This is a genomic window from Vibrio sp. A2-1, assembly GCF_021728355.1.
In the GTDB taxonomy this organism is placed as follows: domain Bacteria; phylum Pseudomonadota; class Gammaproteobacteria; order Enterobacterales; family Vibrionaceae; genus Vibrio; species Vibrio splendidus_K.
Map to the genome: position 1 here is coordinate 1029002 of NZ_JAKKCO010000001.1, position 21611 is coordinate 1050612.

The following is a 21611-nucleotide window of genomic DNA, read 5'->3' on the forward strand; positions in this document are numbered from 1 at the left end:
AAACCCTTCAGCGTTCCAAACCTTATTTCATACGACTAAAGTTGGTAGCAGTAATTCAGGCAGTAATCTTCACCACTCTTTGCTCTGAACTCTTTATCTTCGCTGCATGCCTTTGGTTTGCCCTTTGCATCACCTTGAATCAAACTGATCCAGTGGCGCATTGCTGCAATGGTCTCTTCGCGCATTGTGTTGGTTGCTTCCACTGGCGATTGACCGAACGTGGTACATGATTCTAACTGAATATCATCGATCTCTACCAATTCAATACACCCCGTCCCTTTATGACATCCAAACATCACTTCTAAGTGACTGCCACTGCCATCTCGGAACAAGATAGAGTCTGGGTCATTCTTCTCACCCATGTACGCTACAAACTGTTTAGGGTGCTTTAGGCCGCCGTGCTGGCCATCTTTAAAGTAAGCCATGATATGGCGGTAATCAACTACGTAGCTGGTTACGTCTTGATGTGAACCATTCTCTAGTGGGAACAGTCGATCAAGCAGCTGTTTTGCTTTCACTTGCTTCTCTGTTTGCTGGTTGGCACTGATTGTCTCCACGGCAAAGACAGCTTCAGCGATAAATGGTTTTGATTGTTTTTGGATTTCTGTTTTATCGAATGTAAGCATATTCATAGTCTTTCCCTCTTGACTAGCCCGGTGATAACCACCGATTTCTACAGCAAAAATGTGTCCTAGAGCAATTATTCCAAACTAACGTTTAACTTATTTGTCATTTTGTGAATTGCTTAGTTTGTAGATTAGCGCTTTTTTACATACAATTTCACAACAAAAATTTTACAATGTGAATTTTACAAATATGGCCTTGTCAAAAAGTTTAGTTCGTCAGTCTCATTTCCTAGGTACGAAAATACGTAACCTAAGAAAACGTAACCATTTAACGATGGAAGATCTGTCTGCGCGTTGTATTCGAATCAACCCAGAATACGCACCTTCCGTATCTTACCTTTCAATGATTGAACGTGGAAAGCGTGTGCCAAGCATCGACATGCTGGAAGTGATTGCGCAGGTTTTTCAGAAGACCCCAACGTGGTTCCTCGACGACGAATCAGAACAACAAGCCATTGCACCTGACAAAGGGAATCGTGGTGGGATAAGTGGCATGGCACTCGAGCCTAGCTTTCTTTTCTCCAACGACATCCTGCAGATTGCGATTCCTGAGATGCTGTCACAAACGGGGATATCTGGCCGTCAGTTTGCGCACCTCTTGATTAGGGCACACCAAGAAAGCAACCAGAACCACTTTCCTGACCTTGAGCGCGCCGCAGAGGAGGTTGGCCTAAAACGTCTTAACCTGAGCGTAGAAGACCTTATAGACATCGCTAGAACCCTTGGTATTAATATCCGCTGGGTTACGCGCACGCCGCAAGACGTGGTTGACGAGCTAGGAATTAATGCCAAGCAACTGGTTACTTCATTCTTTGAGCCTCCCGGTACGATCTTTTTAAACGAAATCCTCAAAGAGTACCCCACTCGTCTGAAATACGATCTCTCGGTTTATATCGGCCATTGCATTCTGCATAGCAAAGAAGGATTAAAGAGTGTGTTGTCGGTCGGTAACAACAACACATGGGATGACAACCAGGTTTCAGGCTCTTCACAGCTGAACTCTCAAGACATTCTGCAAGCGTGGCGAGACTTTGAATCCAGTTTCTTTGCAGGAGCACTTCTGTGCCCGAAAGTCCCGTTTAGACAGCTGCTAGACCGCACTGGTTACGAAATAGACGTTCATAAGAGAGCGGGGGTTTCCCCCTCTGTTGCGATGCGTAGAATGACGGTAGTATCGCCCTACCCTCACTGGCACTACTTTGATGCTTATGGGCCGGGGAAACTCAAGGCGGTATACCGCGGGAACGGGATTCCACTGCCTTGGGGGAATATGAGAACGGTCGCTGACCCATGTCAACATTGGGCTGTATTCCGTCGATTGTCAGAACCTCGGGCAGGTAGCTCAGCTCAGATCTCCATTTTAAATGTGGGAGATGAGCCAAGAATCTATTGCTGTGAATCCATCAATATGACGGATCCTGCGGGTAACAATCGCGTGTTGTGTGCTGGTATAGACTTAAACCCAGCGATTGATGCTCAAGGCGGTAATTCAAGAGATATAGCAGAGCAGCTTAAGGCGTCATGCGTCAACAATGGTGGCTCTGTGGTAATCCCACGTAACATCAAGAAAGATCTCACGACAATAGCCAAGATTCTAAATATAAATTGGATTGAACGTGGGATTGAGACAGAGGCTAGGCTTATCTGCTCCAGAGGTGGAGAGTGCCCTCGCCAACCAAGCTGTTACTCGAAGTGTGGTGAGTAAAAAAGTAAAACCAACAAGTCGAACTCAAAATTCAGGCAAAAAAAAACCAACCACAATAAAGGTGATTGGTCATATATTTTGTGTGAACAATATGGGTTCACTAACAACGTCAGTTGGCTAGGTGACCCTCGGCTTAAGAAGGGTCACCATTACTAATGCAGCATACGTGCCAACTTTTGAAACACGTATTTACTAAGCATCTGAACACGTATTGGCCGTAAATCCCTGCTTGTTTTGCAAACTGGAATTGCAAATTGCAAAGATCCACAAAAACGCTAGTGATTATGTTGTTATTAATAAATCATTAACGAATCATTACCTTTCCTCTCAATAGCGTATTTCTTCTTGATTCAGTCGTTTTTACAGCCAAGAAATCACTTCTAATTCGCAAAATAATACCCATAAAAAAACGCGAACATTGAAATTCAATATTCGCGCTTATTCGAGTTAAATTGCAGAAATTCGCTACGCTAATAAACGAGAACCTTTTAAAAAAGTAATTCTCGTTACTGAAACGCTACAAAGCTGCCTTATCAACCTTTCGGTCTACCAAAGAGCTACTATTTCTGAGGTGCAGGCTTAGAACGGCTTCTAGATGGTGAAGGCTTGTTACCTGTAGGCTTATTACCTGCTGGTTTGCTCGAGCCATTACCGCCACCGAAACCAGACTTCTTAGGTTTACCTGCACCAGCTGGCTTACCAGAACTATTCGTAGAAGGCTTGTTTGCCGCATTGCCACGCTTATAGTTACTGCCATTATTTCTTAAAGATTTATCATCACCCGCAACTGTTGAGTTGCTGTCAGAAGCTTTGTTGCCTGAATTAGGCTTGTTCGCATTAGGCTTACGCTTAGGAGCAGAACCTGAACCAGAGACATGACGCTTGTTCTTACCTGCTGGTTTGTGCCCGCGAGCATTCTCACCAGAACGTTGACCATCAGAGTGTTCACGTGTCTTTTTCGGCTTCTTAGGCTTAATCGGACGCGAATCCAAACGAGATTCAGGCAGTTTGTTTACAGGTGCAAAACCTTCAAGTTCACGGCGCTCAAGCACTTGCTGAATAAGGCGCTCGATACCAAACAGTTCACCCACTTCATCAGCACAAACCAATGAAATTGCCTTACCCACTTCACCAGCACGGCCAGTACGACCAATACGGTGAACGTAATCTTCTGATACGTTTGGAAGGTCGAAATTCACTACTTGAGGCAGTTGCGGAATATCGATACCACGCGCTGCAATATCTGTCGCCACTAATACTCGGACTTTACCCGTTTTGAAGTTCTCTAGGGCTTTCGTACGCGCGCCTTGGCTCTTGTTACCATGAATAGGAGCCGCTGAGATGCCTTGCTCGTCAAGGAAGTGTGAAAGCTTGTTTGCGCCATGTTTCGTTTTGCTAAACACAAGCACTTGTCGCCAATCATTATCTTTGATGAGCTTTGCTAGCATTGCGCTTTTTTTCTTTTTATCTACTGGGTAGATGCTTTGCTCAACGGTTGGTGCTGTTGAGTTCGCAGGGCTTACCGAGATTTCAACTGGGTTGTTAACTAAACCTTTCGCCAAGCCACGAATATCATCAGAGAACGTCGCTGAGAACAGTAGGTTTTGGCGCTTCTTAGGTAGAAAAGCCAAGATCTTACGGATATCGCGAATGAAGCCCATGTCTAGCATGCGGTCAGCTTCATCTAGCACTAGAATTTCTAGTTGATCAAAACGCACAGCATTTTGGTTGTATAGGTCAAGTAGACGACCCGGTGTTGCTACCAGTACATCACTACCTTTACGCAATTTTTGCATCTGAGGGTTAATTTTCACACCACCAAACACCACCGTAGAAGTAAGAGGTAAGTTAATACCATACTTCACTACGCTGCCATTCACTTGCGCAGCAAGCTCACGGGTTGGTGTTAGCACTAGCGCACGTACTTGGTTCTGACGTACACGAGGGCCTTTTGACAGCATTTCAAGAATAGGTAGCGTGAAGCCTGCAGTTTTACCTGTACCTGTTTGAGCAGCGGCCATAACATCTTTGCCCGTTAGGACAGCAGGTACGGCTTTCTCTTGTATTGGTGATGGCTTATCGTAACCTTGTGCTTCAATAGCTTTAAGGATCGGTTCAGAAAGGCCCAGGGAGGTAAAACTCATAGATTATTTTCTCAGTTGAATAACATTTAGTATGAGCAACGCGCAGAAAGAAGTCGTTGCTACAGCTTTCGCTCATCAATAGGATTGATAAGGAGCAAAGCGCGGTATTCTGAGGCTTTTCCCCACATTCAGCAACTAAATTCTAATCACAGCTCCAATTCAACCTACATAACTTGTCGCTTATGTTCGTACATTTTTTCATCAGCCGCTTTCAAGAGTGCATCGACATCATCGTAGTTATTGTTATGAATAACCCAACCGACACTAATTCGAAGATAAATTGAGTACGTCTCGTAGACCACTGGTGTCGTACATATCACCTTACGAAGTTTAGCCACAATCGACGATACATGTTGATCATCGATGATGCGTGGCAATAAGACTAAGAACTCATCCCCCCCTATCCTTGCCACGATGTCTGAACCGCGCAACTCACTCTTTATACGCTTGGCACATTCAACTAACACCTGATCGCCAGCTGCATGACCAAACGTGTCGTTGATCGCTTTAAACCCATCCAGATCGATATTGACAACCGCAAAGGTTCTCGCTCTCTGCTTTTGAGTGGTTTTAAATGCCTGCTTGAGGCTGTACATGAAGTATCGACGATTCGGTAACATCGTAAGCTCATCATGCATAGAACGGCTATCAGCAATTAGATACAGGCGATAAATAGTAATAAAGGCAATCGCTAGTACTAACATTATGGTGTAACCCACCAGCCTTACCGCTTGAACTCGATACCAAGGCACGTCCATCAATACATGCTCATTACCGGAGAGAGCAAGGTACCAACCACCGTAAGGAAAGCTCACCTGCTCGGTGGCAAACGCATTATCGAACACATCCTGGGTGCCATAAAAGACTGGGCCATCTTTACCCGAACTGTTGGCACCGCGAATCGCGAGTTCGTACTTGTTCTCGATTTTCCCAATTCCGACATCGTCAAACAGCTCATCTAAACCAATAACAGCACTGGATACACCCCAATAGTCTTGATTAAAAGGTGGGTCTCGAAAGATCGGAGTTCGCGTAATGAGGGCTTGACCACCTTGAAACAATTCAAAAGGCCCAGCAATAACAGTGTTGCCGAGATTACGGGCTATCTCAACAGACTCCCATTGGTTGGGATAATCGCGATAATTAATACCAAGAATCTGCTCATTGCCTTCCATTGGGTAAACAAAGTTTAGAATGTCGTCTTTGGCGAGTGCGATAAGTCGAATATGGAAGCCATCTTGAATAATATTCTCAGCAATCTTGTCCCAACTTTTCACCTCACCATCAGGGTTGATGGTCACTAAGGTAGAGAAATTGTTGAGGATATACATATCTGACACGATCGCGGCTTCGATCCGAGAACGAATAATGGATAATTGTTTTTTCCCCTCAGAATAAGATTCATTCTTAAGAAAAGTTAATTGCTTGGCGTGAAAGAACTCAATCGCGCCTACTATCGCTAGGAAAAAAAGAAAAGATACTACTTTGGCAGACCACTGCTTGCTAGAACCACTTGGCATTTACGAACCTCTAACACTTTTGTTCTATATACTGCCTTATAACGGCTCATTTCTGGCTTATTGCTCCAGTATGCCGCTAAGTCACTAAAAATCTATACTAACGTCTACTATCTATCAAATATTGTGCCATTCATCACTTCAGGTCTGTTGGTTATACTAATTGCTTAATCAAAAAGGGTTAGTGAACCTTATAAAGCTTACATTGTATTGACTCAAACCTTACATTAAAGGATTCATCGATGTTATTTTACATAGACTATTAATCAGCTTGGTACCTCACGACATGAAGCTAAAAACGATTACACTGTGCACATTACTATCGGCCTCAGTTACGGTCGCTGTTCACGCACAAGAGAACGCTCTGGCGACAAATGTACCGAGTATTCAAATCCAAGCAGATTCTCTTAACTCTAATGAACAATCTTTCAAACAATCTGCAGACCTCATTCGTACGACCTACGAAAGCCAACTCTATACCCTGCCAGCCTTCAAAGAGGGTCACTATGGTTTGCGTATGTATCGCCAAACATTAGACGATAAATATTCTGCTGCGGTATGGAGTGACATGGCACGAGTGGCAAGTAAGCTCAGCACCCTGTCTAATGACGTTCATACCATGGAACAAATCGTACTCTACTCAGAGAAGCGCGTTACTTCTTATGTTGGCGATAACGATGAGCGCAGTGTTCGACGCTACAACATCACCAAGCACATGCCTGAATACCTTTATCTTGGTGTTGACCTCCTAGGCTCTATGGCTCGTGCTAATGAATACGGTTTAGAGCACAAGAACGATGCTAAGCTGCGCGAAATTATTCGTCGCTATGATTTCTCACGATACGTGACCAACGAAGACATGGTGAAAGCGTGGGCGGCTCAACTCGCCAATCAAGTCTACTGGCTGCGCCAATTAGGTGAACAAGATGTCGTTGATGAGTTCGTCGACACCTTCAAGAAAGCGTACCCAGACGATGAAGATAAGAAGCTTTCAAGTCAGCAATTTGGCAACAAACTCTACGGCATGACACACGTCATCTTTGGCGATTCCGAGTACTATCAGCATCAAGTGAGCGAGCAAGATCATCAATGGATCTACGATTACTTCAGAGAAAATATCGATACGATTCTGCTACGTGCGAAAGAAGATGTGATTGCTGAGGTTGGATTAACCTTCTTACTGGCAGGTTTAGAAGATGACCCAGTTGTCGAGAAAACTCGGCTCGCGATTCAAGCTTCTATCGATGAGAAACAAGGCATGATTCCTTCTATCACTGGTGATTTTGATCTTGAGTACGGTGAACACCGCAACGTGTTAGCAATCATGCTGCTCGATTGGCAGCAAGTGAATGAAGCGCCGACCTATGAAGGCAATCCTAAAGTGTTTACTAACATCCCTTACGGACTTATTAAAAACCAACCACCGAAGAACTAGCAGCATACCTAGCCTAGGTTGGTCATAGAACCCAAAAAGCCGCATACCTTTCAAGGCCTGCGGCTTTTTTAATTATTTCCACACCATCACTTCGATCTGGCTCAAGTTTAGGTTTAGGTTTAGGTTTAGGTTTAGGTTTAGGAGCAGACCTTGTTCATCACTATCATGAAATCCCCTTCTGCGTAGCCCTCTATTAAAGAGACATCATCACAGAGCGTTTTACAGAAACGATAGACACCTTGAGTGTGATAACTCATCAAGGTATTACGTGAAGGATATTGGCTTGAGTTGAGAAGATTAAAAATCACCGTCTGATTCGCCAACTCAAACATACGAGTAATCATGTTTGTCAGATAGTCAGGATCACGAGAGATGTAGTTCAGTGAACCACTAGCGATAACAATGTCATGCACCTCAAGTTTCATTTTGCTCATGTCACCCGACAAAAACTGACAACGATCTTCTGTGTAGTTCTGCTTAGCCTTTTTTAGAAAGCCTGCGTGTTGGTCAACGCCGGTGTAAGATTGAATACGATAGATGCTGTCGAGCAGTTCAAACAACTCGCCATAGCCACAACCCAAATCTAAAACACTCTTCTTTTCGAAGTCAGCCGAACGAGCGATCACTTCAAAGCGACACAATTGACTCTCTTCACTAGTCCAACCTAGAGCTTTGGCTTGGTCGCCATTTGAGCGGTTAGTCTGCTTTCGGTGATACCAATACACCTTAAAACGATCACGCCAGTGCATTACGAGAAATCCACCCACACTTCACGGCCACCAGCCAGCTCTTGGTTATGGTACTGCCATTGATATTGCGCAAGCAGCTTTTCGGTGAGCTCTAACCCTAGACCAAAGCCCAAATGATTATCTTCCACCGTACCATCAGTGTTGTTGTTAACAATGGTGACTTTTGAACCCACTTGAACGATATTCACGGTACCGCTTCCTGTGTGCTGGAAAGCATTGCGAATCAAATTGGTCAGCACGATTCGGGTTAGTCCAGCTGGTAACTGGCATTGAGTGTCGTCGCTTTCAAGATTCACAACCACCGCCTTTCCATTCAATAGATAGGTTAAATCGTGGGTAATCTGTTGCGACAGTTCGCCAAGATGTACGTTTTCCAGAGGCAGGTCTTTGTCTTGTTGTCGGGTGAGCCACAACAAAGTTTCTGTCAGGTCTGTCATGGTGAAACCCGCGCGCTTAATTCGGTCTATCACTTCAAGCTGCTTTTCTGGGCTCTTACCCTTTTGAATCAGCTTCTCTAGCAGTTCACTGTTGGTTCTTGTGACAGCAATAGGGGTACGTAATTCGTGGCTCGCATAGCCCAAGAACTTCTGCTCCCGCTCTAAGCTGTTTTGAACAGAGCTCAAGCTATCACGAATGATGTTAGCCAAAGTGTTCAGTTCACTAAAGTGAAAATCTGGTGTGGGTTCATTGAGGTTATCTTTGTCTAACGACTTGGCCCAATTCTTTAGCTGTTCAACAGGCGATGCTACTTTACGTAATATCAAAACTAAAATCGCGAAAAACAGGACAATCGCGGCTAACGCAGTCAGGAAAATTGTCACAAAGTGAGGCAGTGCCTTGTCTTCTAAGAAATGGTCTTGTTTTTGGTTAAACACAGCAGAAACGTAACGCACTTCGGCTCCCTTCATCACTTTCATAACAAAGTAACCTTCTTTTGGCGGTGCAAAGATTGACTTACCAAGAACCTTTTTTGATATGACATTTAACTCAACGTTACTCTGCTCAATATGAGTTTGAATACCTTGTGGTAAATCGCTCCATTGCGTTGCAACCGTAAACTCTTGATTGGTCATAGGCTTGCCCGGTTTCACAACCTCTTGCTGAGCTTGAGCAATCATAGAGCCACGCATAGCGACATCCATACCTGAGATAAAGTAATTTATACTCAATGCTGATAGAACCAGAATCGTCGTTACGCCCGTAACCAAAATCGCCAGCAATACATAGATTCTTAAGCTTGGTCTAATCTTCATCCTTCTGGTTGCTCCTTAATCGCAAACCCTTTGCCCGCAATGGTATGAAGTAATTTGTTATCTTGTTCAGCATCGACTTGTTTACGTAGATTGAAAATATGCACTTTTAAGCTATTACTGTCTGGTTGATCATCGCCCCACACGCCCTGCATGATCGTCTCTCGTGAAACAGGATTAGGACTAGATCGCATCAAAACTTCTAAGATTTTGAGCGCAGTTGGGGAAAGCTTGAGAGGTGAGTTCGCACGATAAGCTTGATGCTGTTTAAGGTCGATCTCCAGATCACTCACCGATAAGCGGCTAACCTGACCACTGCGCCGCTTTGCCAATACTTGAGCTCGAACAATCAACTCTTCCATCGCAAATGGTTTGATCAAGTAGTCATCGGCACCTTTTGAAAAGCCTGTCAGCTTATCATCAAGCGTATCACGCGCCGTCAGCATCAATACTGGTGTGTCGATCCCCTGTGCCCGCAAGTTCTCACAAACATGCAAGCCATTCATTTTAGGTAAGTTGAGATCGAGAATTACTGCGTCATAGCGATTAGTTTCAATTAGATTGAGTCCAGCTAGACCATTTGCTGCATGATCACACTGGATGTCTTCTAAATCGAGGTAATCAATAACAGCAGTGGCCAAATCGAGGTCGTCTTCAACCAAAAGCAATTGAAGCTTATCTGTGAGTTTATTAGTGACGGATTCTGCCATCATGACGACCTCTATTTTAGTTATATTGTGGCTAGTAATGCGCAGTTCTGTAATGCCTTAGCCTATTGAGCTTTGACTGCTAATGAACCTAAACAAATGCTGCTGAGACTAATTCAGCATCCACCTATTAGATATCATCATTAGCTTAGCCATTGTTAAGCCGTTTGTTCAACGCCTTTGACTCGATTTGTGACTTTAAGAATCAGCGACTTAATCTCACACTGAATCATTAGTAATGCTGGCGTCAGAATCAGCGTAATAAACGTCGCAAACAAAATGCCGTAACCTAGTGCTGCCGCTGCAGGGATCAGGAATTGAGCCTGCAGAGACGTTTCACTTAATAGTGGCGTCAAACCTGCGAACGTGGTGACCGATGTGAGTAACACGGCTCTTAGTCGACCTGAACACGCTTCAACTATCGCATCGTGAACCGACTTGCCCTGCTCTTTGATTAGCTCATTGAAACGAGAAACCAACAACAAGCTGTCATTCACCACCACGCCACTCAACGCAAGGATACCGTTTAACGATAGGATACTGATTGTTAAGTCATTCCACCAGTGCCCTAAGATTGCCCCAACAATACCAAATGGAATCGCTGTCATAATAATCACAGGCTGAATGTAAGACTTCAGCGGGATAGCAAGCAGCGTGTAGATAGCAATCATGGCGAGTACAAACATGCTCATCATTGAACTCGCGGTTTCTTCTTGCTCTTCCGTTTCGCCAGCAAAGTCGACCGTTAGCCCCGGATATTGCGCTTCTAAATCGGGTACTAATGTGTCTTGCAACTGATGAACAAGCTCAGCAGGCGCAACCACCTCTTTGTCCAATACTGCACTGATGTACACAGCACGTTGGCTATCAATGCGTGTGATCTCTGATACTTGGTAGTCTGAATGCACCTCAGCAACCGTACTCAAAGGCACCACGGTACCGTCGTTGGTTCTCACGCTCGATTGCTTGATATCCGCAATGGTTTGACGATCCGACTCTGGGTAACGAACTCGAACTTTCACCTCATCTTTACCACGTTGGAATTGCTGAACTATGTCACCACCAAACGCCTGTAATACTTGCTGTGAAAGACTTGCCGTATCAAAACCTAACGCACGACCTTGTTGTGTTAATTCGAAACGATACTGAGGCTCACCCAGATCCAAGTTATGATCAATGCCACTCACACCGTCAATAGCTTGAAGCTTGGTTAAGAACTCATTGCCGGCCGCCGAAACTGATTCTTCATTCCACGCTTTTAGCTCGACTTTGAAGTTATCGACCATCTCCATTTTAGACAAGATTTTAAGCTTCTTAACCCCTTCCATTTGGCCAACAGTCTCTTGCCACGCATCTGCAAACTCGTTCGATGTGTAAACACTGGCGCTGTCCAATTCAATTTTCACTTGGCCAGAATCATCGGCATCGGCGATAACCTGAAGGCTAAGCAGTTCCGATGATCCATCTTGAGCACCGTATTGCGCTCTCAGAGTTTCATCCGTTTGTGTTGCCGCCGCTTCAAGCACTAGCAAGTTCTGTTGTGTTTGACCAAAGCTCGCGTCGTTTTGCATCGACATGTCAGCAGTCACGGTGTCGCCCGGCATATCAGGGAAGAATGCCACACGTACCGCCCCAGTCATTGGCAGCCCCGCCACCAAGATAAGCAGTGACAAGAAAACCATTACCACGGCGTAACGCAGTTTCAGCGCCCATTCAATCACAGGGCAATAGATGCGCTTATTAAACCAACCTAGCCCAGTATCGGCAGCATGTTGAACACGAGCCCAAAGCCCCTTTTTGTCGCTGCGCTTGGTATTAATGTGCGCGAGGTGCGATGGCAGGATGAACTTAGACTCAACCAAAGACAGCAACAAACAGATAGTCACGACCGTGCCGAACTGAGCGTAAATCTGACCCATTTTGCCTTCAACGTTAGCCAGTGCTAGGAAAGCAACAACCGTCGTTAGCACACCAAATATGGTTGGTGATGCCACCTTCATCGTGCCTCGAATAGTACTGCCGATCGAATCCCCTTCTTCCTTACGCGTGGAGTAAATGCTTTCCCCGACGACCACCGCATCATCGACGACTATTCCGAGCGCCATAATGAAACCAAAGGTGGTCATTTCATTGATGGTTAACCCCATAAAGGTGTCTGTCATGAAGAACATGGTGCCAAAGAATACGAACGGTAAGCCCGCAGCCACCCAGAAAGCGACACGCACATTAAGGAATACCGCTAACACGATGAACACCAAAGCAATACCCGTTAACGCGTTCTTCACCAACAGGCTCAAACGGTCTTTGATCATGGTACTTTTGTCGTACCAAGTTTCGATTTCGACATCGCTAGGCAACATGTTGCTTTTTTCCCAGCGATCTACCACTTGTTGAGCCTGTTCAACGATGCTGACGACGTCTCCGTATTCATCCATCACGATTTGAATCGCCATCGCATTCTGCTGGTTATAACGAGAAAGCATGAAGGTATCGTCGGCAAACATGTCTTCAACGTTGGCAATGTCACCCAGTGTAATTTGCGTACCATCAGTCGTCGTCATCACCGGAATCGCGTTGAAATCTTGGATCTCGTACGCCTGTTCCGACACCTTCAAACGAACCGTTTTTTCACCGTTGCGAAGGCTGGTAGAAATTGCAGCAGAAGACTCCGCATTGATCGCTTCTGAAACATCAGTCAGAGTTAAGTCGTATGCTTGCAGCTTGTTCTCATCAACCTCGACTGAGATCATAGGATCAGCCTTAGCCTTAATCTCTAAGTCACGAATCGCTGATTGGCTCAACAAGTCCGACTTAAGTTGCTCGGCTAAGCTTTGAAGCGTTGCTCTGTCTGCATCCCCATAAAGCTGTACCCATAAGGCGTGGTCTTGCATGCGAGCCTTATCAATCACTGGATTATCAGCGCCAGCAGGCAGGTTATTGATCGCATCAACCTTGGTTTTAACGTCGGTTAACAGGGTATCAAGGTCATAGGTGCTCGTTTTCTCAATCGAAACGTGGCTACCGTTCGCATCAGAAGTAGACGTAATACGCTTAATGCCCGGTACGGTTTCTAACGCATCTTCGATCTTGATTGCTAACCCTTCTTCCGCTTGAACAGGGTCACCACTGTCATAAGTCACTGAAACAGTGACAACATCGGGTTCTAGGCTCGGGAATGCTTCTTTACGTAACGTGTTAAGCGACAACACACCAATGATGATCACGCCCACTAACAGTAAGTTCGCTGCCACAGAGTTGTTAGCAAACCACGCGATTACGCCAGTATGCGGTTTATCCGACGTCTGGTTACTGTGCACTTGGTAATTCGGTTTCAGCTCGTTAGACATGACTAACCCTCCGCCTTAGCCAGCACAACCATGCCTGATTTAAAGCTGCTTAACGGACGCTTGACCACTTGCACACTGTCACTATTTGATTCTGTAACGCTATTCAGATCGGCAGAGTTGTTCAGCTTGGTAGGATCGATGTAAATCAAACCGCCCTTTTCAAACTCAACATTCGCGTTCGATTTAGAGAGCAGACCGTTGCCATCCACAAACCACAGGTCACCCTGCTGCGAAAGTGCTGAAGCTGGCAGCTCCCATAATTGAGTTAGTTGCTTACCCGAGATCGTTGCCTGCACGAATGTGCCTGGATAAAGATCTTTCTCTTGCTCCAAAGGGTTATCGACTTTCACGATCAGTGAACGTTGACGTGTGTCTTGTTGTAAGTGCTGCTCTACTCGCTCGACATAACCTTGCCACTGGTACTGACCATCAGAACTCGACAGAATCACTGGCCACGGCTGCTCTTTCAATTGCGAGTTATCGCTGTTGGGTAAGCTCAACCATTGGCTTTCAGACAAAGGAACAGAGACCTCAACCTCATCAACGCTGTATAACGTAGCAATCTGCGCGCCCGTTTGTGCGTAGCTTCCCGGTTGAACATCACGGCTCACGACTAACGAATCAAAAGGGGCAACCAAGGTTGTTTTTTCGAGGTCTTGCTGAGCCTTTACCAATTCAAGCTTGGCGTTCTCTAAGGCAGCTGTTACTTGTGCCAGTTGTGGTTCGCGTAATACTAAAGGTGAATCTGGCTCACCGGACAAACCAGAGCGTTGCCATTCAGACTTAGCTTGTTCGCCTTGTCTCTGTTCTTCCAATAAATCCAATTGAGCTTGAGCAACATTCGCCTTGGCTTGGGTTACCGCTTGCTGGTAACTGGTCGAATCGATATTGGCGATCACCTCACCTTGGCCAATCACTTGACCGGTTTCGAACTGCGATCTGATTGCTTCTATTCGGCCACTAACTTCTGTTGAAAACATCAACTCATAACGCGACTTCGCTTCTCCATAGCCCACCACTTCCGCTTGGTAGTCTCCGAGAGTGGCGAGTACGACAGACACTTGCTGTTGTTGCGAGGCTGCTAAGGTGGTCGTTTCAACAGACTTAGTTCCAATAGACTTAGTTTCAGCAACCATGATTTGAGACTCTGAAACCGTTAATTCATTCGTCTTTTGAGGAGTAAGCTCTGTTTGTGAACCGTTGTAAGCGAGGGCAGCAAAAATGCTTGAACCCGCAACAAGGGTGATTGCAATTGTGATGGTGTTCAGTTTCATGAAGATACTCCCAAGCCCAGAGCTAGGCCTAAATCAATTCGGTTTACAAGACGGTTATAGATGGTTTGTGTTAGCTGCGCTTCAAGGTCATAGGTTTGTTGCTGAACAGTAAGTAGATCAAAAATGTCGACCAAACCCTGACGGTATTTCTCTTCATAGCTGGTGAAGCTGCGTTGTGCGCTCACCAAGGCGTTCGTTAGGTGTTGCTGTTGAAGCGTTAATGAGGACTCTTGACCCATCGCGTTCTCCACTTCATTCACCGCAGTAAGTAGGGTTTCTTGGTAAGCCCAGTAGCTGGATTCTGTGGTTAAGTCTGCAATCTCTGCCTGTGCTTTAAGCTTGCCACCTTGAAACAGTGGTGCTGACACTTGACCAAGTGCGCTCCACAAAGGTCCGGTCAACAAGGCTTCACTCGGAGATTCCTCCATATCGGTTAGGCTTGCTGATAAGCTGATCGAAGGCAGCATCGCTTTGTATGCAGCATCAGCACGCAGTGTTTCTGCTTCAATATTGAAGAAAGCCGCTTGAAGATCCGGACGCCCTGCCAGATCTTGCGTCGGCATGTTGTCTAGCGGGTTAATGATGGTTGGGAATGAACCGAGATCCGCAAGTGATAACTCCTCAGACTCCCCACTCCACTGCCCCGTTAACAAAACTAACGCGCGTCGACTTTGTGCCAGTTGCTCTTGGTAATCGGCCAAAGTTGCTTGAGTCGATGCGCTGCTCGTTTTGGCGTTATCTAGCTCTTCAAGGCTACCTAGCCCTGTGCGATAACGTTCTAAAACCAGCTCTTCGTTGTTTTCGAGGATCACTAAGCGCTGCGTTTCAATATCAACAAGCTGCTGCTTCAAACTGATATCAAGCCAACCTCTCATAACACTCGCGACCAAAAGATCTTGAGCGCCCTGAAGGTTAGCCTGAGACGTCGCAATATCTTTTAACGCGGCGTTGTTTGTGTCTGCTAATTTCTGCCATAAGTCCAACTCCCAACCGACCGTGACATCCGTGGTGTAGGTTTCAGTGGTGCTTGAGCCTTTAGTGCCTTCGTCAGCTTGACCAGAAAAACTCGCATCGACGGTTGGTAAGCGGTCGCCAGACGTCACACCTTGCTGTGCATAGGCAATTTTGAGTGCTGTGATACTTTGTTGAAGGCTTGGACTGTTCTGCAGAGCGCGCTCGATATAGAGATCGAGCTCCGGCGCATTCACTAAATCGGTGAGTTGTAGATTCTCTGTATCTAACTCTTGTTCATTAGAAGCATGCTGGTTCAAAGCCTGTTCTTCAGAGGTTTGTTGGATCAGCTCTGAAAGCAAGCTTTGCTGTGTCTTGCTAGTGCTTTGCTCTGCTAACGAAACATAGTCAGCCTGACTGGTTGTCGTGCAACCGATCAACCCGATTAGAGCAAGTGAAATAAGGGAATGTTTTAAAGGAAGATTCAATTTCATCTTCTTGTCTCCTGTAAGAATGGAGGCAAGATAGCGAGCTGGAGGTTAAGGGAGGGTTAAGGCGAACGTTAACCCTAAAAGAAAATGCAAAAAGTGTACGTTTAAACTTCTGTTTTATGCTTCTGACTTGCTAGAAAAGAGCCCACCGATCTTATAACCAATCGCATAGCAAACCACTGCAATAGTCACAAACACCAATGCCGAGAAGAAGTACGCCACCGATGCCGCTACACCAGTGCCCCACACGACGCTAAACACCAAACCGAGATAAGCCTCTTGTGGCCACTGAGAGATAGGAAACTGAGTACCACCAGCAATAAGATAAACCATCGCAAACAAGCCGATAAAGGCAGTGATAAGACCGATGAGAACGCGCATGTTCATGGGGAGACCTTTGATTTATTGGACTTGGTTGCCATTATTCTTAGTCGAAAGCGGATGTGCTTAGTCGAAACCGAATATTCTCAATCGAAGTCGAATGTTCTTAATCGAAGTCGAATGCTATTAATCGCAACCTGATGATATTCAAGTATATCGGATAAAAGGAGCTTGCTCTATTACTCTTCCGAGTGAGCCTTATACACGACAGAGTAATGAAAGTGGTGGTTTGAATCTGAATCAACCTAACCAGCAGGCACAAAAAAGCGGATACCCTTCTTACGTAAACTCCGTAAGTAAGATACCCGCTTTTACTAAATTTAAGCGCTTTTATTGAATCTAACTACTTTAACTTAATCTAGCTTAAAGCAGGATGAAGATACCCGCTAAACATGCACTCATTAGGTTTGCTAACGTACCAGCCGCTACCGCTTTCAAACCTAAGTTTGCCACTTCTGCACGACGCTCTGGTGCCATAACACCAATCGAACCTAATTGAATCGCGATAGAACCAATGTTGGCAAAACCACACAATGCAAAAGTCACAATGACTTGGCTATGTTCAGATAGCAGCGCTTTGTTCTCAACGAAGTCGATGAAAGCAACGAACTCGTTCATTACGATCTTCTGACCGATGTAAGAACCTGCCACTAATACTTCATCACTCGGGATACCAATTAACCATGCAAGAGGCGAGAATAGGTAACCGAAGATGGCTTGCAGGGTAATGCCCGCAAAACCGAACATTTCGCCTAGACTTTCTAAACCCGTGTTGACCATTGCAATCACACTCACGAATGCAACCAACATAGTGCCGACAGCGACCGCCACCTTCATACCGTTCATTGCGCCACTTGCCAATGCATCGATCACGTTGCTTTGGTCAGCTTTATCTAGCTCAATGTGGTCGTAGTCACTCGGAGTACTACGCTCAGGAACAATGATCTTCGCCATCAATAGGCTGCCCGGAGCCGCCATGAAGCTTGCTGCAATAAGGTATTTAAGTTCAACACCTAATCCTGCATAGCCACCCAGTACACTGCCGGCTACTGACGCCATGCCGCCCGCCATTACAGCAAACAGTTCAGAACGAGTCATAGACTTTAAAAAGGGACGAATAAGAAGAGGAGACTCACCCTGAGAAAGGAAGATATTACCTGTTGCAACTAGAGATTCAGCTTTACTGGTACCCAGCAGTTTTTGCACGGCTCCACCAAGAACTTGAATCACTTTCTGCATAACGCCTAAGTAATAGAGCGCAGAGATCAAAGCACTGAAGAAGATAATGATTGGAAGTACGCGAATCGCGAAAATGAAACCTTCAGTAGCCAGATCACCAAATAGGAAAGCGATACCAACGTCTGCAAAACCAAGCAAGCTCGAAACGCCATTGCTTAGGCTTGTTAACGCCAGTTGTCCCCAAGGGAAATACAACACCAAAGCAGCGAAGCCGATTTGAAGTAATAGTGCACGAGAGACCGTTTTCCAGTTAATAGAAGAGCGACTCTCAGATAGCAGACATGCGCAAGCAATCAGTGCAATAACACCGACAAGACCAAATAGAATATTCATAATGTGTCCTAGTAATCCTTAAAGAGTGAACATGAGCCAAACGAATGACATCAAAGGAATAGGACAAAGAACCGCAAGCAAAACGCTACGCGATGAAGGAGCTAACAACGTTAGCGACTGTAACAACGAGTTGTTCATGTAAAAATCACCTTATACAAGCAGTGGAACGTAGCTGGTCCGGTCCGTGGGGTCATTCACATATCCATGTGACGGCTTGTATTGGCTAAGCACCGGCTTAAAACCGGAAAAGAAGTATAAACAGTTAAGTGAGACTTTCATCACATTTTTTAACGCAAACGATCGCGCGGTCAAGGATTAAACAAAACGCTGTGTTTATCGCCTTTTGTGTGCATAAAAACTGTAAACAACCTGTATGAAGTTGAATTTGTAATGTTAAGCCTTTAAACGTACGAGCGTAATCACTCGGTTAATTCTGTGTGATTCTTACTACTTTTCTGTGCTCTGCCTCATTTCCCGATACTTCAAGATTCATCTTAAGTTTAGATGCGTATATACTTTGTATGATCTCACCAAATAATTATCTATAAAATACTAATAGAGCTGATTAGATATAACAGCCATCGAGACTAAGAGAGGACACACTTGAAGAAAATGGAAGCTCCGCATGACATGAACAATGGAGCTAAATTCAAAACAAATAGACATGGCTATGTGACAGTAGTTGAATATTATAATACCTATACTGTTATTGTCGCGTTTGAAAACACCGGCAATATCCGCGCTATCAGTGCGGCGAAATTACGTACAGGTCAGTTAACCGATCGCTCTGTCGCACCTGAATCAATTATGATTGGTGAAAAGGTTGAATCCGTTAAACATGGAATATTGACCATTACCCAAGTTGAATCTGAAAATATTGTGGTACTAACCAATACTAATAACGAAGAAATTCGAATGTTATTGCCCGCTGTACAAAAAATGAAAGATAAGGTCGAAGATGTTGAGAATGATAAAACTGAGGCTCCAAAGCCAACCTCTCTTAGTCAATTAACAAAAAGAAATAAAAAGACCAAAGACGTCAATAGTATGCTTAAGAAAATGCTTACCGATTACGGTCGATACGATTAGTTATCTATTTTATTTCACAGATCCTCTAAATATTTGCCTTCCGAAAAATAAATACATTTACTCCTGCCTTTCTCAATAAGATACGTTGCATATTCGAGTGAAAAGTTAAATTTGATCAAAGTCTCACTCTGGATCTTTAACGCGAATTAACGAGATCTACATCACAATCTCATTTTAGCTTTGTGATGGAGATCTTATTGAAATCTGAATATTTCCATTATTATGCTCTCACACAATAAGAGAACGCAGTTTCTCAACCCCTAAAATCCAATTGAGACAAATATTATGAAAAAGATTCTTGTAGTTTGCGGTAACGGCCTTGGTACTTCACTAATGATGGAAATGGCAGTGAAAGAAGTGGCTAAAAAAATCGGTTTCGAAGCAGAGATTGATCACGAAGATCTATCTTCTGCAGCATCAAGTAATGCGGATATTTGGGTCGCGGCAACAGACGTTGCTAACCAACTGAAAGACGGTGGAAAAGAGAACATCATCAGCCTTAAAAATATTTTTGACAAAGCATCAATCGAAGAACAACTAAAAACTTTCATGTAAGGTCAAATTATGCAAAACTTTTTCGAATTCATGCTCGGCTTATTAAAAGAGCCAGCAATCATGGTAGGTTTAATTGCTTTTATTGGCCTTGTTGCACAAAAAGCTGATATTTCTACCATTCTAAAAGGCACAATTAAAACCGTAATGGGTTTCCTAATTTTAGGTTTTGGTGCTGGCGCTCTTGTTGGCGCACTAAATAACTTCTCAGTTGTATTTACTGAAGCATTCGGCGTAAGTGGTGTTATTCCAAATAACGAAGCAATTGTTGCATTAGCACAAGAAGCATTCGGTTATGAAATGGCTCTAATTATGTTCTTCGCATTCGTTGTGAATATTTTATTGGCTCGCATTACTCCTTTAAAATATATTTTCTTAACGGGTCACCACACCATGTTTATGTCGATGCTAGTGGCAGTTATTCTGTCTTCAGCTGGTATCGAAGGAACCGTTTTAGTGGCTATTGGTGCAATTCTTGTCGGCACACTGATGGTTGTGATGCCTGCACTGGGCCAGAAGTACACTGAAAAAGTAATGGGTACAGACCAACTTGCTATCGGTCACTTCTCTACCCTTTCTTACATCGTATCGGGCTTCATTGGCAGCAAATTCGGTGACACATCGAAAACAACAGAAGATATCCAAGTTCCAAAAAGCTTAATGTTCCTACGTGATACGCCGGTTGCTGTTGCAACAACAATGGCTATCTTCTTCATGCTTGCATCTATTATTGCTGGCGGCGAGTTTGTAGAAACGGTTTCTAGCGGTCAAAACTGGGTCGTATTCACCTTCATGCAATCTCTTATCTTTGCTGGTGGTGTCTACATCGTACTGCAAGGTGTGAAGATGTTGATTGCTGAAATTGTACCTGCATTTAAAGGTATTTCAGACAAGCTAGTACCAGGCGCAAAACCTGCTCTAGACTGCCCAATGGTATTCCCTGTAGCACCAAACGCGGTACTTATCGGCTTCCTTTGTTCTTTCGCAGCAGGTCTACTAGCAATGGCAGTACAAGGTGCACTTGGTTGGACAATCATTGTAGCGGGCGTGGTTCCACACTTCTTCGTAGGTGGTGCGGCAGGCGTTTACGGTAACGCAACTGGCGGTTTACGTGGCGCAATCCTAGGTTCATTCACGCAAGGTCTATGTATCTCTTTCCTACCGATGCTGCTGCTTCCAGTACTGGGTGGCCTTGGTCTTGAAGCAACAACATTTGCTGACTTCGACTTCGGTGTTGTTGGTCTGATTTTAGGATGGATTGTTTCATGAGCCTATTTGATTTAATCGGTAAACAAGGCGTTATCATCAACTCTGAAGAGAACCTAACAGTTGATGCTGCGATTGATTTAACCTGTTCAACACTGCTAGCAAGCAACAAAATTGAAGCTAGCTATGTTGAAGCTATCAAACAAAAACACAAGGACATTGGCGCGTACTATGTTCTAGCACCAAAGATAGCGATGCCTCATGCTCGTCCTGAAGATGGTGTGAACGAAGCATCTCTGCAAGTGACGGTATTCAAAAAGGGTGTTGATTTAGAGTCGGAAGACAACGGTGACGTTTACCTTTCAATTACTCTGGCAGCGATGGACTCAGACAGCCATATCCATACTATTATGGCGCTATCAGAGTTGTTCCAAAATGATGATGACATTGATGCCATTATCGCAGCGGAAACAGAGCTAGAGATCATCGAGATCTTAAAACGCTACTAATCTCGATCTAAAGATCCTGATATGCCCCCATTAAAAAAGCGATAGTCTCGGCTATCGCTTTTCTGTTTCTGGTGCTTAGTCAATTATCTTTTAGCATGAATTGAAA

Annotated in this window: 17 protein-coding genes; 6 read left to right on the forward strand and 11 right to left on the reverse strand. The window is 44.6% G+C overall.

What is annotated here, in order from left to right:
* Positions 1–35: 35 nt before the first annotated feature.
* Complete coding sequence (locus tag L3V33_RS04350) at positions 36–632, reverse strand: hypothetical protein (RefSeq protein WP_171316518.1); 597 nt, start codon at positions 630–632, stop codon at positions 36–38.
* 169 nt (positions 633–801) lie between these two features.
* Here L3V33_RS04350 and L3V33_RS04355 point away from each other — a divergent pair, with 169 nt between their 5' ends.
* Complete coding sequence (locus tag L3V33_RS04355; protein ID WP_017085410.1) at positions 802–2331, forward strand: DUF3612 domain-containing protein; 1530 nt, start codon at positions 802–804, stop codon at positions 2329–2331.
* Positions 2332–2891: 560 nt separating this feature from the next.
* On the opposite strand, the gene L3V33_RS04360 is transcribed toward L3V33_RS04355, so the two are convergent.
* Complete coding sequence (locus L3V33_RS04360) at positions 2892–4475, reverse strand: DEAD/DEAH box helicase (protein ID WP_054543020.1); 1584 nt, start codon at positions 4473–4475, stop codon at positions 2892–2894.
* 164 nt (positions 4476–4639) lie between these two features.
* On the reverse strand, positions 4640–5995 hold the full coding sequence (locus L3V33_RS04365; RefSeq protein WP_171310735.1) for a diguanylate cyclase: 1356 nt from the start codon (positions 5993–5995) through the stop codon (positions 4640–4642).
* A 283-nt stretch (positions 5996–6278) separates the two neighbouring features.
* On the opposite strand from L3V33_RS04365, the gene L3V33_RS04370 reads away from it, so the two are divergent.
* Positions 6279–7427 (forward strand): DUF3541 domain-containing protein, encoded by a 1149-nt coding sequence (locus L3V33_RS04370; RefSeq protein ID WP_171310736.1) that lies wholly within the window; start codon positions 6279–6281, stop codon positions 7425–7427.
* A gap of 137 nt (positions 7428–7564) precedes the next feature.
* Here L3V33_RS04370 and L3V33_RS04375 read toward each other — a convergent pair whose 3' ends face one another.
* The 8 genes from L3V33_RS04375 to L3V33_RS04410 form a co-directional block, all read right to left on the reverse strand.
* On the reverse strand, positions 7565–8176 hold the full coding sequence (locus tag L3V33_RS04375) for a class I SAM-dependent methyltransferase (RefSeq protein WP_237289313.1): 612 nt from the start codon (positions 8174–8176) through the stop codon (positions 7565–7567).
* Positions 8176–9429, reverse strand: a complete 1254-nt coding sequence (locus tag L3V33_RS04380) for a HAMP domain-containing sensor histidine kinase (protein WP_237289315.1) — start codon at positions 9427–9429, stop codon at positions 8176–8178. Before L3V33_RS04380 ends, L3V33_RS04375 begins: the two co-directional genes overlap by 1 nt.
* Positions 9426–10136 (reverse strand): response regulator transcription factor, encoded by a 711-nt coding sequence (locus L3V33_RS04385; protein WP_237290167.1) that lies wholly within the window; start codon positions 10134–10136, stop codon positions 9426–9428. Before L3V33_RS04385 ends, L3V33_RS04380 begins: the two co-directional genes overlap by 4 nt.
* A gap of 155 nt (positions 10137–10291) precedes the next feature.
* Positions 10292–13480, reverse strand: coding sequence for an efflux RND transporter permease subunit (locus tag L3V33_RS04390; RefSeq protein ID WP_237289317.1), 3189 nt, complete (start codon positions 13478–13480; stop codon positions 10292–10294).
* A 2-nt stretch (positions 13481–13482) separates the two neighbouring features.
* Positions 13483–14754 (reverse strand): efflux RND transporter periplasmic adaptor subunit, encoded by a 1272-nt coding sequence (locus L3V33_RS04395; RefSeq protein WP_237289319.1) that lies wholly within the window; start codon positions 14752–14754, stop codon positions 13483–13485.
* The gene (locus L3V33_RS04400) at positions 14751–16199 is read right to left on the reverse strand and encodes a TolC family protein (protein WP_237289320.1); all 1449 of its coding nucleotides are present in this window, start codon (positions 16197–16199) and stop codon (positions 14751–14753) included. The genes L3V33_RS04395 and L3V33_RS04400 overlap by 4 nt, the downstream gene beginning before the upstream one ends.
* Before the next feature lie 114 nt (positions 16200–16313).
* On the reverse strand, positions 16314–16583 hold the full coding sequence (locus L3V33_RS04405) for a hypothetical protein (RefSeq protein ID WP_055319859.1): 270 nt from the start codon (positions 16581–16583) through the stop codon (positions 16314–16316).
* A 357-nt stretch (positions 16584–16940) separates the two neighbouring features.
* A complete protein-coding gene (locus L3V33_RS04410; RefSeq protein ID WP_237289322.1) occupies positions 16941–18149 on the reverse strand; it encodes a NupC/NupG family nucleoside CNT transporter in 1209 nt (402 codons plus the stop codon).
* A gap of 612 nt (positions 18150–18761) precedes the next feature.
* Between L3V33_RS04410 and L3V33_RS04415 the strand changes: the two genes are divergently transcribed.
* The 4 genes from L3V33_RS04415 (at position 18762) to L3V33_RS04430 (ending at position 21505) form a co-directional block, all read left to right on the forward strand.
* On the forward strand, positions 18762–19238 hold the full coding sequence (locus L3V33_RS04415) for a hypothetical protein (RefSeq protein ID WP_004729970.1): 477 nt from the start codon (positions 18762–18764) through the stop codon (positions 19236–19238).
* A 285-nt stretch (positions 19239–19523) separates the two neighbouring features.
* Positions 19524–19793, forward strand: a complete 270-nt coding sequence (locus L3V33_RS04420) for a PTS sugar transporter subunit IIB (RefSeq protein WP_004729968.1) — start codon at positions 19524–19526, stop codon at positions 19791–19793.
* A 9-nt stretch (positions 19794–19802) separates the two neighbouring features.
* Positions 19803–21059 (forward strand): PTS ascorbate transporter subunit IIC, encoded by a 1257-nt coding sequence (locus L3V33_RS04425; RefSeq protein WP_237289324.1) that lies wholly within the window; start codon positions 19803–19805, stop codon positions 21057–21059.
* Positions 21056–21505 carry a PTS sugar transporter subunit IIA gene (locus L3V33_RS04430; protein ID WP_237289325.1) on the forward strand — a complete coding sequence of 150 codons (450 nt, stop codon included), beginning with the start codon at positions 21056–21058 and terminating at the stop codon, positions 21503–21505. The genes L3V33_RS04425 and L3V33_RS04430 overlap by 4 nt, the downstream gene beginning before the upstream one ends.
* The last annotated feature ends 106 nt before the right edge of the window (positions 21506–21611 follow it).